Here is a 14,642-nt window from a genome sequence, read left to right as displayed (position 1 = left end):
GTGTGAGCTAACGGTGTCACAAAGAGGTGGGACATGGCGGACCTGACGATTCCCGACGGCGGTTTCTGGCCGGCTCCGGAGATCCCGCAGCCGAACATCTATCCGATGGAGTGGCGGGTCGAGACCGCCAAGCTCGCGGCGATCTACGAGAAGTCCAAGCGCATGCTCTGGAACCCCGCCGACCTGCCCTGGGACGGCCTCGACCCCGCCGACTTCACCGTCGAGCAGCGCCTGGGGATCATGTACTGGTTCTCCGTGCTGGCCAACTTCGACGCCTCCGGGCCGGCGGTCTTCGCCCGGGCCACCATCCAGGCGTTCGAGAAGCACGAGGAGGACCCGGTCAGGAAGTGCTTCTTCTCGATCACCCGCGACGAGATGAACCACGAGGAGTGCTGCCAGCGCACCATCGCCAAGCTCTGGCCGGGCGGGCCGCTCGACTGGACGCCGCGCACCGACCTGGAGAAGGCGGCGCACAACAACATCGGCTGGCTGTACCACAACGGCGGCCGCTACTGGACGGGCTACAACACCGCGGTCGGCAAGTACACCCTCCCGGTGCTGTTCACCAGCTTCATGATGGGCGAGATGGCGGCCTCGACCCTCTTCCGCGGCATGGCCACCGGCACGCGGCACCCGGTCTTCGGCGAGATGTTCCAGCGCATCGGCCGTGACGAGTCACGCCATCTGCAGATCTGCATGACCATCCTGGAGAACGAGTGGCCCGGTCTCACCGACGAGACCCGCTCGCTCATCACCCGCCAGCTCCGTGCCGGGTTCGTCTTCCTGTCCATGATCCTCTGGGAGCCGCCGGGCGGGTTCTGGGAGCTTCCGCCGTACTTCATGAACAACCACCGCGTCCTGATGGACCACGCCCGCGAAGGCGGTCTGGGCGTGCTCTCCTACGAGGAGCAGGCCGAGAACTGGCGGGTCGCCATGGCCCGCATCCGCGCGATCGTGGAGCGCTGGGGCATCGACTTCCCGGCCATCCCCGAGCTCGACATCGAGGGCGTCGACGTCGACATCCTCGACCCCGAGGACATCATCCCTGTGTTCTGAATCCCCGCGTTCCGGCGCCCGCCGTACCCGGGGATCGCGGGCGCCGGCGGATCGAGAGGTCAACTCTGTCGGTGGCAGGGTCTACCGTCGGCGCATGAGTTCATCATTACGCCTGGAGCAGGTGACCCGGGACAACCTCGGCGCCGCGTTGAAGATCAGGATCCGGCCGGAGCAGGAGGGGACCGTCGCCCCGGTCGAGCGCTCCCTCGCCGAGGCCTACGCCTCCCGGGAGACGGCCTGGCCCCGCCTGATCTGCGACGGGGAGGAGGTGGTCGGGTTCATCATGGGAAACTTCGAATTCGACTCCCCGATCGACTTCTTCCAGTGCGGCATCTGGCGGCTGAACATCGCCGCCGAGCACCAGGGGAAGGGATACGGGCGCTTCGCGGTGCGGGAGCTCTGCGAGGAGGCCCGGCGCAGGGGCGCCAAGCGCGTCACCGTGCTCTGGGAGGAGCACGAGCACGGTCCCGAGGAGTTCTATCTCAAGCTCGGCTTCCGGCCGACCGGGCAGGTGTTCGAAGGAGAGATAGTCGCGGAGCTCTTGCTCGACTGAACCCGGGGCACCATCCTTGATCCTGTTCCGGGACCCCGCCCCGCCGCAGGGCCGAGCGCGGGCGCCGGGGCAGGATCCGAGGACACCGACCCTCCGGCCGATCCGCCACAAGCGGCCCGCCGGAGGGTTTCGAGCACCACCGGGAGGACGTCGTGGCCGGAAGTGTCGCGGTCGGGGATGTGGTCGAGGACTTCGAACTGCTCGACGAGACCGGAACGCCCCGCAAGCTCGGTGACCTGCTGGCCGACGGGCCGGTGGTGCTGTTCTTCTATCCGGCGGCCCTGACCTCGGGGTGCACGCTGGAGAGCTGTCACTTCCGCGACCTGGCCGACGACTTCGCCAAGGCCGGCGCCTGCCCGGTCGGCATCAGCCGCGACGTCGTCCCGCGCCAGAAGCGCTTCGCCGACACCTACGACTTCGGCTTCCCGCTGCTGTCCGACCCCGACGGCGTCGTCGCCCGCAGCCTCGGCGCCCGCCGCAGCTACGCCGTCGGCCCCTTCCTCACCCGCCGGATGACGTTCGTCATCGACGTCGACCGCCGCATCCTCGAAGTGATCCACGACGAGGCCAACATGAACATCCACGCCGACCGAGCCCTGGAAGTCCTCCGCGCCCGGTCCGCCTGATCGGGGCGTCGGCTTTCACGAAATGAGCGTCTTCTCGCTGGGGATCCTGCGGTTGACCTCGATCTCGCCGCGCCGGATGCGGTCGGCGATGATGCGGCGTTGCACCATGTCGGCGATCTGGATGTAAACCGGCACAGGCCCTTGTCTGTCGAGCACAGTCAAAGGTTGGACGTGCAGATACGACCGGACATGGGAAACCGGAAACGATCTGCGGTTACTTCTCCGGCCAGTCGTCCTCAGGAGAGACGAAACTCCCACGCTGCGGCACGGTGTAGACCCAGCCCTGTTCGCGGAGCAGGCCGACGGCGCGCCGCGCGGTCTCTCTGGCCACGTCGTATCGGTCCACCAGTGCCGTCTCGCTGGGAATGGGACGGCGAGGCCTCAGGTCACCGCTGCGGATGAGTTCGACGAGTTCTTCTGCGATCTGCCGGTACATCGGGGTCTTGCGAGCCTGTCGAGGTCCTTTGTCCGGTGGGCCGACGAAGGTGCCCTCCCCTTGGACCGTGTAGACGAGTCCTTCGTCTCTGAGGATCTGGACGGCTCTTCTGGCGGTCGTCCTGGCCACGCCGAACTCGTTGCGGATATCCGCCTCGCTGGCAACGGCATGCCCGGGTGGGAGGTCGGCTTCCGTGATCCTATGGCGGATGATTTCGGCGATTTGCAGGTAGAGGTGGGTGTCTCCTTCATAGTCGAGCACTGCTTGAGGATAGACGAATAGGGACGGCCTCTCACAAAATGGGTCATCTAAATAGGGGAACTGACACCTCTGCTTTGACGAGTGAATACAACTAGACGTATGGTTATCGAGTGCTCGACGGAGAGGTGCGGGGCAATGAGGCGGATGCGACACCTCGGGAGCCGAGGAATCGGCATCACAGCTTCCACATCGGGACTCTGCAGGCGGAGCGCGAACAGATCGACTGGAGGGAAGAGCAGGCCAGGGCGGCGCGGGTGCGGATAAGGGAGCACACGTGCGACTGCAAGGCGACGTTCTACGAGCTCTGCCAGGCGGGCGGGCTGATGTTCATCCGGCGGACGCACCGCGGGCCGAAGTCGACGGTGGTGCACGAGTCTCCATGGCTGCTGACGAAGGAGACGCAGGAGTTGTGGATCCGGCTGCTCATGGGAAGTGCGCGATGACGATCGGGTGTAGGCCGGGCGGCGGTGGGTGGCGGGCCGTGAAACCGCCGCGGTGGTGGGCGACGAGCCTGTGAAAGATGTGCCTGGCGGCATGGGCGTGATCCCTGTGCTGCCGGCGGAGAGACTCCCGGCCTTCCGGGCGCATTGAGACGCCGGAAGGGCCGGGCGGTGGCCCCGAGGACTGAGGGGTGCCGGGGCCACCAACCAAGATCCCGGCGGGCGTTCCCACACCGCCCGCCGGGAGCGGGTTCCCGGCAGGTGTGTCGCTCGCCTGCCGGGTGCGGAATTCCGGCAGGCGCGCGTCTGTCTGCCGGATCCGGGTTCCCCGGCAGTGCGCGCCCGCCTGCCGGGGTCCATCGTGGCCTCGGGTCTGGAGGGGGTCGAGGCCATCCGGGGCGTTGTCGCCGTCCGGACGTCGACAACGACCGGCAACCCGGTCCGGGCATGGGTGATGCCCGGACCGGGTCCTCAGCCGGACGGGCCCGGGAGACCGGAGAGATCCGGGAACTCCGGGACCCGGAGGTCCGGCAGGTTCTGGGAGTCCGGTGTCCTCGGAAGGCCGAGACGAGTAGCTCCTGGGGCTGAAGGCGGGTACGGCGGTGCGGGGCGGGTGTCGCCCACCCGTGGAGCGCGTCCGCAGTGAGCCGGGTGCTGCCCACCCGGGCTGCGCCGCACGGCGGCGGGTGCCCGGCACCCCTCGCCCACTCCTCGTCGCGGACGTCCTCGTGTCCGGGCGTCCTGGTGTCGTGGGCGGACTCGGCATCGTCGGCGCAGCCCGGGTGGGCGGCACCCGCTCTGCCGGGGCGCATCCCACGGCCGGGCCCGCCCCCCCGGCGCGCCCCCACCCGCTTCGGGCTCACTCGTCCAGCGGCGCCGGGGAAGGTGCGTCCCCGGGGTCCGGGACGCGGCGCCAGGCGGTGTCGGTGACGATCAGGTGGTCGAGGAGGCGCAGGCCGACGGTCTCGGCGGCCAGGCGCAGGCGGGCGGTGACGTCGAGGTCGGCGGGGCTGGGGTCGAGGTGGCCGCTGGGGTGGTTGTGGGCCAGGCCGAAGGAGGCGCCGCCGGAGGTGAGGACGGTCGTGACGATCTCCCGGACGGGGGCGAGGGCGTGGTCGCTGCCGCCCTCGCTGACGATCACCCTGCGGATCACGGAGCCGCCGGAGTCGCAGATCACGGCGACCACACGCTCGTGGCCGAGGTCGCGCAGCAGGGGGGAGGCGACGGCGGCCAGGTCGCCCGAGCAGGTGATGCGGCGGCGCTCCGGCTCCGTCTGCGCCTGCCGTACGAGATGGAAGGCGGCGATGACGCGGGCGGCCTTGGCCGGGCCGACGCCCGGGACCGTCATCAGGCGGTGGGCGTCGGAGCGGGCCAGCCCGCGCAGGTCGCCGCAGTGGGCGATCAGGCGGGAGGCGAGCTCGACCGCGTTGGCGCCCCGGCTGCCCGAGCCGAGAAGCAACGCCAGAAGCTCGCGGTCGGCCAGGGCCGCCGCCCCCGTCGACAGGAGCCGCTCACGCGGCTGGTCGCCCGGGGGCATGTCCTTGACGCGCAATCGGCACCTCCGGCGTGGGAAACCGTTCCCGTTCTACCAGTGGATGCCGACATTCCGTGCCGTCATGATCACGGTGGGTCCGCGCGGACGCGCCGGTCCGCCCCGGTGATCCCGCCCGGAGGCGCGGGGCCGGGCAGGTCCCGCGGGAGGGCGGGGAGTGCCTCAGGAGTGCAGGGACTGGGAGTAGACCAGCCGGAAGCGGTCGCCGGGGATGACGATGTCGCTGGTCTCGACGGGGCGGTCGCCGGCCCAGTGGGTGCGTTCGACGTGCAGGACGTGCACGCCGGCGGGCAGGGCGAGCGCGTCGCTCTCGGAGGGCTGGGGCACGCGCGTGTAGACCTCCTCCACGACCTCGGTGATCTTCATGCCGGCCGACGAGATGCGGTTGATCAGGGCCCGCTGGGTCTCGTCCGACACGGGCTCGCCGAGCCCGGCGGGTTCGTAGGAGGTCGCCAGCTGGACGGGTTTGCCGTCGCCGCGGAACACGTAGCGGATGCGGGTGACGGGGGCCGCCTCCTTCAGGCGCAGCCGCTGGGCGATGTCGGGGGTGGCCTCGGCGGGTTCGGCGCGCCAGTCCCAGGTGGTGCGGGTGCCCTGCGACGGCAGGTCGGCCCCGAAGGGGACGCGGTTGTCGTGGAACCGCCATCGGTACAGCGGCAGGAGCACGGGTCTGGCCCGGACGTAGTGGCCGGAGCCGACACGGCCGACGATGAGGCCTTCGGAGGCGAGCACGCGCAGCGCGTGGCGTGCCGCGGTTTCGCCGACGCCGTACTTACGGGTGAGCTGGGCCCGCGAGGGGATCGGGGCGCCGGGGGGCAGCGATCCGTCGACGATCTGGCGGCGGATGTCTGCGACGACGCGCAGGTAGACCGGATCGGAACTTGCCACGTGATCCATCCCAAGGTTCTTGGACGATGTCCCATCCTGGCGTATTCGGCGGAAAACTCAGGGTAATGGCAGGAATTTGGAGCTCCAACTTTAGGGCCTTCCGCAGGCCTTCTCCCGGAAGGGAAAAATCTCTCGGAGATCGTGTAACACCTCCGTGGGCGCCCCCGATTGAACGGTAGAGGTCGTCGATGTGTGTACCCCCGAGCACATATCGGCGGCCTCTTTCGTGTGCCCGGGGGGAGTTTCGGGGCTTTGATCGGGGAATGTCCTGTGAAGGTGGAGTTACGGGATATTAGGAGTGCTTTGGGGTCATCGACCGTTCGACGGGCCCCCGGGGAGCCGTGAGCGGCTCGCCGGGCGGGCGGAGCGGGGTGGCGGCGTCCACCGTCCCGCCGGATCCGGGTACCGTTCCGTCTATGGCAGCACCAATGACGACCTCCGACGCCCCCTTCGGCCGCATGCTGACCGCCATGGTGACACCGTTCACCGATGACGGCGCGGTCGACTACGAGGCGGTGCAGCGCCTGGCGACCTACCTGGTGGACGAGCAGAGCAACGACGGCCTCGTGGTGAGCGGCACGACGGGCGAGTCCCCGACCACCACCGACGAGGAGAAGGAGCGCCTTCTGCGCGCCGTCCTCGAAGCGGTCGGCGACCGCGCCGTCGTGGTGGCAGGAGCGGGCAGCAACGACACCCACCACAGCATCGAGCTGGCCCGCGCCGCCGAGCGCGCCGGGGCCCACGGCCTGCTGGTGGTGACGCCGTACTACAACAAGCCCCCGCAGGAGGGGCTCTACCGGCACTTCACCGCCGTGGCCGACGCCACGGGGCTGCCGGTCATGCTCTACGACATCCCCGGCCGCAGCGGTGTGCCGATCCAGAGCGAGACCCTCCTCCGGCTGGCGCACCACGAGCGCATCGTCGCGGTGAAGGACGCCAAGGCCGACCTCTTCGCGGGGTCGCAGGTCATGGCGGCCACCGACCTGGTCTTCTACTCGGGTGACGACACCCTGAACCTGCCCTGGCTCTCGGTCGGCGCCGCCGGATGCGTGAGCGTCGTGGGCCACGTCGTGGGCGCCGAGATCGCCACCATGATGGAGCTGTACCGCTCCGGCGACGTCGCCGGAGCGCTGGCCGTCCACCGCCGTCTGCTCCCGGTCGTCTCCGGGATCATGATGCAGGCCGGAGGCGCGATCATGGTCAAGGCGGCGCTGGCGCTGGTGGGCCGGCCCGCGGGGCCCGTACGGCTGCCGCTGGCGGAGGCCACCGAACAGCAGATCGCGCGACTGCGCGAGGACCTCGTGGCGGGCGGCGTGAAGCTGTCCGACGGGGTCGTGGCATGAGACGGAACGTCGCGGCCGCAGAGGGCCGCTGGAGGGAGGAACGACGGTTTGAACGACCGACGCAGGGACCCGATGGAGTCCGGAGTGCTCGGCGAGGGGGCAGTCCGGTCGTCCGGGAGGTTCGTTCGTACATGTGAGTTCGTACATGTGAGAGAGGTGTGACCGGATGAGTCACCCCCATCCCGAACTCGGCCCGCCCCCGTTGCTTCCCGAGGGCGCGCTGCGCATCGTGGCGCTGGGCGGGCTCGGGGAGATCGGCCGCAACATGGCGGTGTTCGAGTTCGACGGCCGCCTGCTGATCGTCGACTGCGGAGTGCTGTTCCCCGAACCGGAGCAGCCCGGAGTCGACCTGATCCTGCCCGACTTCGACTACATCCGCGACCGCCTGGACGACGTCGAAGCCGTGGTGCTGACCCACGCCCACGAGGACCACATCGGCGCGGTGCCGTACCTCCTGCGCGAACGTCGCGACATCCCGGTCGTCGGCTCCAGGCTCACCCTGGCGCTGATCGAGGCCAAGCTGACCGAGCACCGCATCCAGCCGGTCAAGGTCGAGGTCGCCGAGGAGCAGCGGCACCGGTTCGGGCCGTTCGACTGCGAGTTCCTCGCGGTCAACCACTCGATCCCGGACGCCCTGGCGGTCGCGATCAGGACGCCCGCGGGCATCGTCCTGCACACCGGGGACTTCCGGATGGACCAGTTGCCCAGCGACGGGCGCCTGACCGACCTGGGCGGGTTCGCCAGGCTCGGCCGCGAGGGTGTCGACCTGCTGATGTCCGACTCCACCAACGCCGAGGTGCCGGGCTTCGTCACCAGCGAGCGGGAGATCGCGCCGGTCATCGACGAGGTGGTCCGCACCGCGACCAAGCGCGTGATCGTGGCGAGCTTCGCCTCCCACATCCACCGCGTCCAGCAGGTCGTGGACTCCGCCGAGAGGCACGGCCGCAAGGTCGCGCTGATCGGCCGCTCCATGGTCCGCAACATGGGCGTGGCGCGCGACCTGGGCTACCTGAAGGTGCCGCCGGGCCTGATCGTCGACTCCAAGGAGATCGAGGGCTGGCCGCCGGAGGACGTGGTGCTGATCTGCACCGGTTCCCAGGGCGAGCCGATGGCCGCGCTGTCGCGCATGGCCAACCGCGACCACCCCATCCGCATCGCCGAGGGCGACACCGTGCTGCTGGCCTCCTCGCTGGTGCCGGGCAACGAGACCGCCGTCACGAGGGTGATCAACGGGCTGACCCGCTGGGGCGCCCGGGTCGTGCACAAGGGCAACGCCAAGGTGCACGTGTCCGGGCACGCGGCCGCGGGGGAGCTGCTGTACGTGCTCAACCTGACCCGGCCGTCCAACTTCATGCCGGTGCACGGCGAGTGGCGGCACCTGCGGGCGCACGCCAAGCTGGCCGCGCTGACCGGCGTGCCCGACGATCACATCGTGATCGCCGAGGACGGCGTGGTGGTCGACCTCATCGACGGCCGCGCGCGGATCTCGGGCGCCGTCCAGGCCGGCTACGTCTACGTGGACGGCACCTCCGTCGGCGACGTGACCGACTTCGCGCTGAAGGACCGCAGGATCCTGGGCGAGGAGGGGTTCATCTCGGTCGTCGTCGTGGTCGACTCGAACACCGGCAAGCTGACGGCCGGGCCCGAGATCCACGCCCGCGGCTCGGGCATCGACCCCGACCGCTTCGACGAGGTCATTCCCCAGGTCGAGAGGGCCCTGCAGGACAACGCCGCCGACGGGGTGGTCGACATCCAGCAGATCCGCCGCGTGGTCCGCAGGACCGTGGGCCGCTGGGTGAGCGACACCTACCGCCGCCGCCCGATGATCATCCCGGTGGTCGTCGAGGTCTGAGCCGCCCGCCCGCACGGCGACGCGCGAACCGGGGCGCTCTCACTCGGCGCCCCGCCGTCTCCGACACCGCCTCCCGGCCTGATGCGCCGGGAGGCGGTGTCGTTGTATGCTCCTAATGTTTCATGTAGCAATTTTTTGTTCTGTGTAATGAAACGAAGCGCATGAAGCGACGTCGGAACACGAGCGGGACGTGGAGGGGCGATGGAGGTACGGCACGCCACGGCGCCGGATCAGATCCCGGGGGCGACGACCGAGTGGCTGCGGGGCCGGTTCCTGGTGGAGGACCTGTTCGCCCCCGGGGAGGTGCGGCTGGTCTACTCGCACGAGGACCGGATGGTGGTGGGCGGGGCGGTGGGGCCGGCACGCCTGCCGAACCCCGATCCGCTGCGTGCGGAGCACTTCCTGGAGCGGCGCGAGCTGGGCGTGGTCAACGTGGGCGGGCCGGGCGTGGTGACGGTGGACGGCACGCCGTACGAGCTGGGGGGCAAGGAGTGTCTCTACGTCGGCCGCGGGGCCCGCGAGGTGACCTTCGACGAGGGCGCGTTCTACCTCGTCTCCACCCCCGCGCACACCGAGCACCCGACGGCCAGGAGCACGCTGGAGGACGCCGAGCCCGTACGGCTGGGCGGCGCGGAGGGCTCCAACGACCGCACGATCTACAAGCACGTCCACGCCAAGGGCGTGCGGAGCTGCCGGCTCGTGCTCGGCGTCACCGTGCTGGAGCCCGGCAGCATGTGGAACACCATGCCCTGCCACACCCACGAGCGCAGGACCGAGGTCTACTTCTACTTCGGCCTCCCCGAGGACCAGCGGGTGATCCACCTGATGGGGCGCCCCGAGGAGACCCGCAACCTGGTGGTCGCCGACCGGCAGGCGGTGATATCGCCCGCCTGGTCGGTGCACTGCGGTTTCGGCACCCGCAGCTACTCCTTCGTGTGGGCGATGGGCGGGGAGAACCAGGCCTACGACGACATGGAGCAGGTCGCGATCGGGGAGTTGCGCTGATGCCCGCACCGGGGGAGATGTTCTCGCTGGAGGGCAGGACGGCGCTCGTCACCGGGGCCCGCACGGGCATCGGCCGGGCGCTGGCCGTGGGCCTGGCCGAGGCCGGGGCCGACATGGTGCTGCACGGGCGCGACGACGACCTCGACGAGGTCGAGGCCGAGGTCCGCAAGACCGGCCGCCAGGTCTCCCGGTGGGTCCTGGACCTGTCGCGGCCCGGCCGGATCCCCGAGGCGGCGGCCGCGCTCGGCAGGATCGACGTGCTCGTCAACAACGCCGGAGTGATCCGCCGGGCGCCCGCCGCCGAGCACTCCTACGCCGACTTCCGCCAGGTGCTCGACGTCGACCTCGACGCGGTCTTCCTGCTCAGCAAGGCCGTGGGGGCGGGGATGCTGGCCCGGGGGACCGGGAAGATCATCACGATCGCGTCGATGCTCTCCTTCCAGGGCGGCCTGAACGTGCCCGGCTACACCGCGGCCAAGCACGCCGTGGCGGGGCTGACCAAGGCGCTGGCCGTCGAGTGGGCGGCCTCGGGGGTGCAGGTCAACGCCATCGCCCCCGGCTACATCGCCACCGGCAACACCGAGCGGCTGCGCGCCGACCCGGTCAGGGAGACCGAGATCAGGGGGCGGATCCCCGCCGGCCGGTGGGGCGTGCCCGGGGACCTCGTGGGCGCCGCGGTCTTCCTGGCCTCCGGCGCCTCCGACTACGTCAACGGGCACGTGCTGGCGGTGGACGGAGGATGGCTGGCCCGCTGACCACTAGGCTTTCGGGCGTGGTCAGGGAAGGCAGTTCCATCGACAAGGCGCTGGCGGTGCTGGAGGCTCTCGCCGAGCACCACCGCGTGACCGACATCGCCGCGGCGACGGGCGTGTCGAAGTCGACCGTCCACCGCATCCTGCAGTCGCTGGTGGACTGGGGGTTCGCGCGGGCGGACGGCAACGGGGGCTACGAGCCCGGCCCGCGCATCCTCACCCTGGCGGGCCGGGTGATGAACCGGTTCGACCCGGCGCGCCAGGCGTCCGGGGCGCTGGGCGCCCTGCACGAGAAGATCGGCTACACCACGCACTTCGCGATCCGCAGCGGTGACGAGGCGGTCTACGTCGACAAGCTGGAGGGGCGGCGGCCGTACCAGATGCCCTCGCGCGTCGGGATGAGCCTGCGCCTGCACTGCACCGCCATCGGCAAGGCGATCCTCGCCCAGCTGCCCGCCGAGGAGGTGCGCGCGATCTGCGGCCGCACCGGGCTGCCCGCGCCGACCCCCAACACGATCACCACCGTCGACGGCCTCCTGGCCCACCTGACCGAGGTCCGCGCGCGGGGCTACGCCTTCGACGAGGAGGAGAACCTGCCCGAGATCCTGTGCGTGGGCGCCCCGGTCTTCGACCACACCGGCCACGTCCTGGGCGGGATCTCCGTCTCCGCGCTCAAGATGGACATGACCCCGCAGGAGCTGGAGCGTCTGGCCCCCGAGGTCGTGGCGGCCGCCCGCGAGGTCTCCGCCGCGCTCGGCGCGCCCCAGCCCGCGGCCGGCCGCTGACCGTGCCGGGCCGGCCCTCCGCAGGGCCGGCGGTCCCTCCGGCCTGTGCGGCGGTCCGCCGGCTTGCCGGTCACCGGCCCGGGGGAGCGCCTCCGGCGGCTGGTCAGCCGATCAGCTTCCTGATCTCGTCGGGGGTGGCGACGCGGCCGGTGCCTCCCCGGCCGGTGAGGTTGACCGAGGCCGCGGCGGCCCCCGCTCTGACCGCGTCGGGCAGGCTCTCGCCCCGGGCGAGCCAGGCGGCCATGACGCCGGTGAAGGCGTCGCCCGCGCCCGTCTGGTCGACCACCTCGGCGACGGGATGGGCGGGGATCGTGGTCGTCCCGCCGTCCGCCTCGGCCAGCAGCACCCCCCCGGCGCCCATGGTCACCGCCACGGCCGCCGCGCCCATCTCCAGGCAGGCGCGCCCGATCTCCCCGGGGTCGGTACGGCCGAGCAGCGCCTCCCCGTCGCCGGGGGAGGAGATCTTGACCACCGCGGCGTGCGGCGCGACGTCCCGCAGGACCGCCGCCCCGGCCTCGGGAGTGGTCAGGCGGGAGCGGAAGTTGGCGTCGTAGACGACCCGTCCCGAGGCCGTCGCGGCGGCGTGCCGTACGGCGTCCGCGCAGGAGGCGGAGAGCGCCGCGGTGATGCCGCCCAGCACCACCACCCGGGCCGTGGCCACAGGGGAGCGGTCGACGTCGCCGCGGTCCATGCGCGAGGCGGCGCTGCCGTACCGCATGTAGCAGAAGGCCCGCTCGCCCGAGGGGTCGGCGCCCAGCGCGTAGGCGCCGGTGGAGCCCTCGCCGGGGGTCATCCACCGGGTGTCCACGCCCCTGGCGGCCGCGAAGCCGGTCAGGCGCTCGCCGAACTCGTCGGCGCCGACGCGGGTCACCAGCGCCACCCGCGCCTCCTGCGCCGCGGCGGCGACGGAGGCGTTGAGCGCGTCGCCGGAGAAGGACAGGCGGAAGCTCACGGCCTCCGTCAGCGCCCGGTCGGCGGAGAACTCCACCAGCGGCTCGCCCAGCACGATCACGTCCACGGCGGCTCCTTGTTTCATGTAGTGGAATGTGGTCTCATGTTATGCGACAACATTGAGCTGGAGGACAGTATGCCGAACATCACCGTCGAGTTGCTCTCGGGGCGGACCCCGGATCAGCGCAGGGAGTTCGTGGCCGCGGTGACCGACGCCGCCGTCGACGTGCTGAAGGCCCGCCGTGAGGCGGTGCGCATCGTCTTCACCGAGATCGAGAAGTCCGATGTGGCCAACGGCGGCGTTCTGGAGTCCGACAGATAACCCCGGGAGAGCCTCGCAGGGCTTCGGGGCATGAGAAAGGGGGCCGGGTCACCCGGCCCCCTTTCGGCGTGTTCAGGTCCGGCGTGTTCAGGCGGGCGCGGCGGCCCGCTCGGTCTCGGGGTCGGTGTCGAGCGAGTCGACCAGCGCGTCGCGGTCCGGGGTGTTCTCCGGCTTCAGCAGGCCGATCGCCACGTAGAGGACCAGCGAGGTGACCAGCGGCACCCCCACCACCATCGCGGTGTCCTTGGACTCGATGATCCACTTGATGTAGGCCCACACGCCCAGCCCCGCCGCCCAGGAGGCGATCGCCGCGGTCGGTCCGCTCCGCTTGAACCACGGCAGCAGGCCGAGCATCAGCGGGATGGAGATCGGTCCCATGGTGGCCGCGACGAGATCCACGACGATCTTCAGGACCACGCCCCGGCCCTCGGTGGAGATCGCGATGAGCATGCTGATCAGCACGAAGGTGAACGTCGTCACCCGGGCGAAGGTCAGCTCGGCCCGCTCCGACAGCTCCCGCACCTTGCGCACGAGCACCGGCGCGATGTCCCGGGTGACGACGGAGGAGATCACGTTGGCGTCGGAGGCGACCATGGCCATGGTGTGGGAGAAGAAGCCCGCGAGCACCAGCCCGATCACGCCTTGCGGCAGCAGGGTCTGCGCCAGCCGTACGTAGGCCTCCTCGGCGTCGGCCAGGCCCGGCACGATGAGCGGGGCGGCGAACATCGGGATGAACAGGATCAGCGGCCAGACGAGCCACAGCGCGCTGGACAGCAGCGCCGAGCGCCTGGCCGCCGAGCCCGAGGGCGAGGCCATGTAGCGCTGGGCGAGGTTCCACATGCCGCCGTTGTACTCGAAGGTCTTGATGAACAGCATGGCCAGGAAGAACGTCGTGGTGTACGGCCCGGCGAACGGGTCGCCGTGTCCCTCGGGCAGCTTGTCCCACATGGTCCACAACGTGGGGACGCCGTCCAGGTGGGACATGATCGCGACGAACATGGCGACGCCGGCGACGCCCTGGATGACGAACTGGCCGAAGTCGGTGAGCACGTCGGCCCAGAGGCCGCCGGCGGTGATGTAGACCAGGGTGACGGCCCCGGTGATGAGGATGCCCCAGGCGATGGGGATCCCGGCGAAGCCGCGCAGCAGCACCGCGATCGCCACCCACTTGGCCGCGATGTCCACGACCTTCAGCAACGCGCCGCTGTAGGCCAGCACCTGCTGGGTGGGCAGGTTGTAGCGCCGGGCCAGATACTCCAGCGGCGAGGCCACGCCGTGCTTGGAGCGGAGCCGGTTCCACCGGGCCGCCCAGACGAACGCGCCGATGCCGACGCCGAGCCCGATGGTCAGGGCCCACCAGACATACATGGCCATGCCGTAGTTGTAGGCGACCGCCGCGAACGCCACGAACATGACCGCGCTGTAGCCCGACATGTGATGGGAGATGCCGGACAGCCACCAGGGGATCCGGCCCCCGGCGGTGAAGAAGTCGACCACGTTCCGGATCCGGCTCTTCGACCACACGCCGATGCCGACCATCACGAGGAAGTACGCGCCCAGAACGGACCAGTCGAGTACGGACATGAGTCTCCTCCCAACGTCCTGTCGGCAAGGAGGTTCTACTACATGAAACGCTATGTCAATACATGGGACGGAATGCGGTTTCCCTCTCCTCAAAGTGCGGCCGGTCCACCTGTGAGGTCATGACCGTCGTATCCGGAACGAGACCTTTCCGTCCGGCGGGCGGACGTCTTGCCCGGCCGCCTCACCGGAGTCCCTCCGCCGAATCGGGATCTTCCCGCCCGCTCGGCGTGCCTGCG

Annotated in this window: 16 protein-coding genes; 10 read left to right on the top strand and 6 right to left on the bottom strand. The window is 70.4% G+C overall.

The genetic code is table 11. The features are described from left to right. Positions 1 to 33 precede the first annotated feature (33 nt). From Pta02_RS03470 to Pta02_RS03460, 3 genes are all read left to right on the top strand, one after another. Positions 34 to 1,056: a hypothetical protein gene (locus tag Pta02_RS03470; protein ID WP_203873168.1), complete on the top strand. Its 1,023-nt coding sequence runs from the start codon at positions 34 to 36 to the stop codon at positions 1,054 to 1,056. Positions 1,057 to 1,150: 94 nt separating this feature from the next. Next, positions 1,151 to 1,609 carry a GNAT family N-acetyltransferase gene (locus tag Pta02_RS03465; protein ID WP_203873167.1) on the top strand — a complete coding sequence of 153 codons (459 nt, stop codon included), beginning with the start codon at positions 1,151 to 1,153 and terminating at the stop codon, positions 1,607 to 1,609. 152 nt (positions 1,610 to 1,761) lie between these two features. After that, positions 1,762 to 2,235, top strand: coding sequence for a peroxiredoxin (locus Pta02_RS03460; protein ID WP_203873166.1), 474 nt, complete (start codon positions 1,762 to 1,764; stop codon positions 2,233 to 2,235). Positions 2,236 to 2,250: 15 nt separating this feature from the next. On the opposite strand, the gene Pta02_RS03455 is transcribed toward Pta02_RS03460, so the two are convergent. Together Pta02_RS03455 and Pta02_RS03450 are read right to left on the bottom strand one after the other, a co-directional pair. Continuing rightward, positions 2,251 to 2,391 (bottom strand): hypothetical protein, encoded by a 141-nt coding sequence (locus Pta02_RS03455; RefSeq protein ID WP_203873165.1) that lies wholly within the window; start codon positions 2,389 to 2,391, stop codon positions 2,251 to 2,253. Positions 2,392 to 2,449: 58 nt separating this feature from the next. After that, a complete protein-coding gene (locus Pta02_RS03450) occupies positions 2,450 to 2,932 on the bottom strand; it encodes a GntR family transcriptional regulator (RefSeq protein WP_203873164.1) in 483 nt (160 codons plus the stop codon). A 110-nt stretch (positions 2,933 to 3,042) separates the two neighbouring features. On the opposite strand from Pta02_RS03450, the gene Pta02_RS03445 reads away from it, so the two are divergent. Then, positions 3,043 to 3,375 (top strand): hypothetical protein, encoded by a 333-nt coding sequence (locus Pta02_RS03445; protein WP_203873163.1) that lies wholly within the window; start codon positions 3,043 to 3,045, stop codon positions 3,373 to 3,375. Between the two features lie 856 nt (positions 3,376 to 4,231). On the opposite strand, the gene Pta02_RS03440 is transcribed toward Pta02_RS03445, so the two are convergent. Both Pta02_RS03440 and Pta02_RS03435 read right to left on the bottom strand, forming a co-directional pair. Further along, a complete protein-coding gene (locus Pta02_RS03440; protein ID WP_203873162.1) occupies positions 4,232 to 4,924 on the bottom strand; it encodes a JAB domain-containing protein in 693 nt (230 codons plus the stop codon). 162 nt (positions 4,925 to 5,086) lie between these two features. Then, positions 5,087 to 5,812 carry a GntR family transcriptional regulator gene (locus tag Pta02_RS03435; protein WP_203873161.1) on the bottom strand — a complete coding sequence of 242 codons (726 nt, stop codon included), beginning with the start codon at positions 5,810 to 5,812 and terminating at the stop codon, positions 5,087 to 5,089. Positions 5,813 to 6,228: 416 nt separating this feature from the next. Here Pta02_RS03435 and dapA point away from each other — a divergent pair, with 416 nt between their 5' ends. From dapA to Pta02_RS03410, 5 genes are all read left to right on the top strand, one after another. After that, positions 6,229 to 7,155 (top strand): 4-hydroxy-tetrahydrodipicolinate synthase, encoded by a 927-nt coding sequence (dapA, locus tag Pta02_RS03430; protein ID WP_203873160.1) that lies wholly within the window; start codon positions 6,229 to 6,231, stop codon positions 7,153 to 7,155. A gap of 166 nt (positions 7,156 to 7,321) precedes the next feature. Further along, on the top strand, positions 7,322 to 9,007 hold the full coding sequence (locus Pta02_RS03425) for a ribonuclease J (RefSeq protein WP_203873159.1): 1,686 nt from the start codon (positions 7,322 to 7,324) through the stop codon (positions 9,005 to 9,007). Positions 9,008 to 9,208: 201 nt separating this feature from the next. Continuing rightward, entirely contained in the window at positions 9,209 to 10,012 is an 804-nt protein-coding gene (kduI, locus tag Pta02_RS03420; protein WP_203873158.1) for a 5-dehydro-4-deoxy-D-glucuronate isomerase, read from the top strand. Beyond that, a complete protein-coding gene (locus Pta02_RS03415; RefSeq protein WP_203873157.1) occupies positions 10,012 to 10,767 on the top strand; it encodes an SDR family oxidoreductase in 756 nt (251 codons plus the stop codon). Before kduI ends, Pta02_RS03415 begins: the two co-directional genes overlap by 1 nt. A 17-nt stretch (positions 10,768 to 10,784) precedes the next feature. Beyond that, positions 10,785 to 11,549, top strand: coding sequence for an IclR family transcriptional regulator (locus Pta02_RS03410; protein WP_203873156.1), 765 nt, complete (start codon positions 10,785 to 10,787; stop codon positions 11,547 to 11,549). Positions 11,550 to 11,652: 103 nt separating this feature from the next. Here the strand turns inward: Pta02_RS03410 and Pta02_RS03405 are convergent, their stop codons facing one another. Next, positions 11,653 to 12,585, bottom strand: a complete 933-nt coding sequence (locus tag Pta02_RS03405; RefSeq protein WP_203873155.1) for a sugar kinase — start codon at positions 12,583 to 12,585, stop codon at positions 11,653 to 11,655. A gap of 51 nt (positions 12,586 to 12,636) precedes the next feature. Between Pta02_RS03405 and Pta02_RS03400 the strand changes: the two genes are divergently transcribed. Further along, a complete protein-coding gene (locus Pta02_RS03400) occupies positions 12,637 to 12,822 on the top strand; it encodes a tautomerase family protein (protein WP_203873154.1) in 186 nt (61 codons plus the stop codon). 87 nt (positions 12,823 to 12,909) lie between these two features. On the opposite strand, the gene Pta02_RS03395 is transcribed toward Pta02_RS03400, so the two are convergent. Then, on the bottom strand, positions 12,910 to 14,406 hold the full coding sequence (locus Pta02_RS03395) for a sodium:solute symporter family protein (protein ID WP_203873153.1): 1,497 nt from the start codon (positions 14,404 to 14,406) through the stop codon (positions 12,910 to 12,912). Positions 14,407 to 14,642 lie beyond the last annotated feature (236 nt).

The sequence above is a fragment of the Paraplanobispora takensis genome, assembly GCF_016863195.1.
Taxonomy (GTDB): Bacteria; Actinomycetota; Actinomycetes; order Streptosporangiales; family Streptosporangiaceae; genus Planobispora; species Planobispora takensis.
The sequence above is the reverse complement of the archived record's forward strand: the minus strand, read 5'-3'. Positions and strand labels throughout refer to the sequence as shown.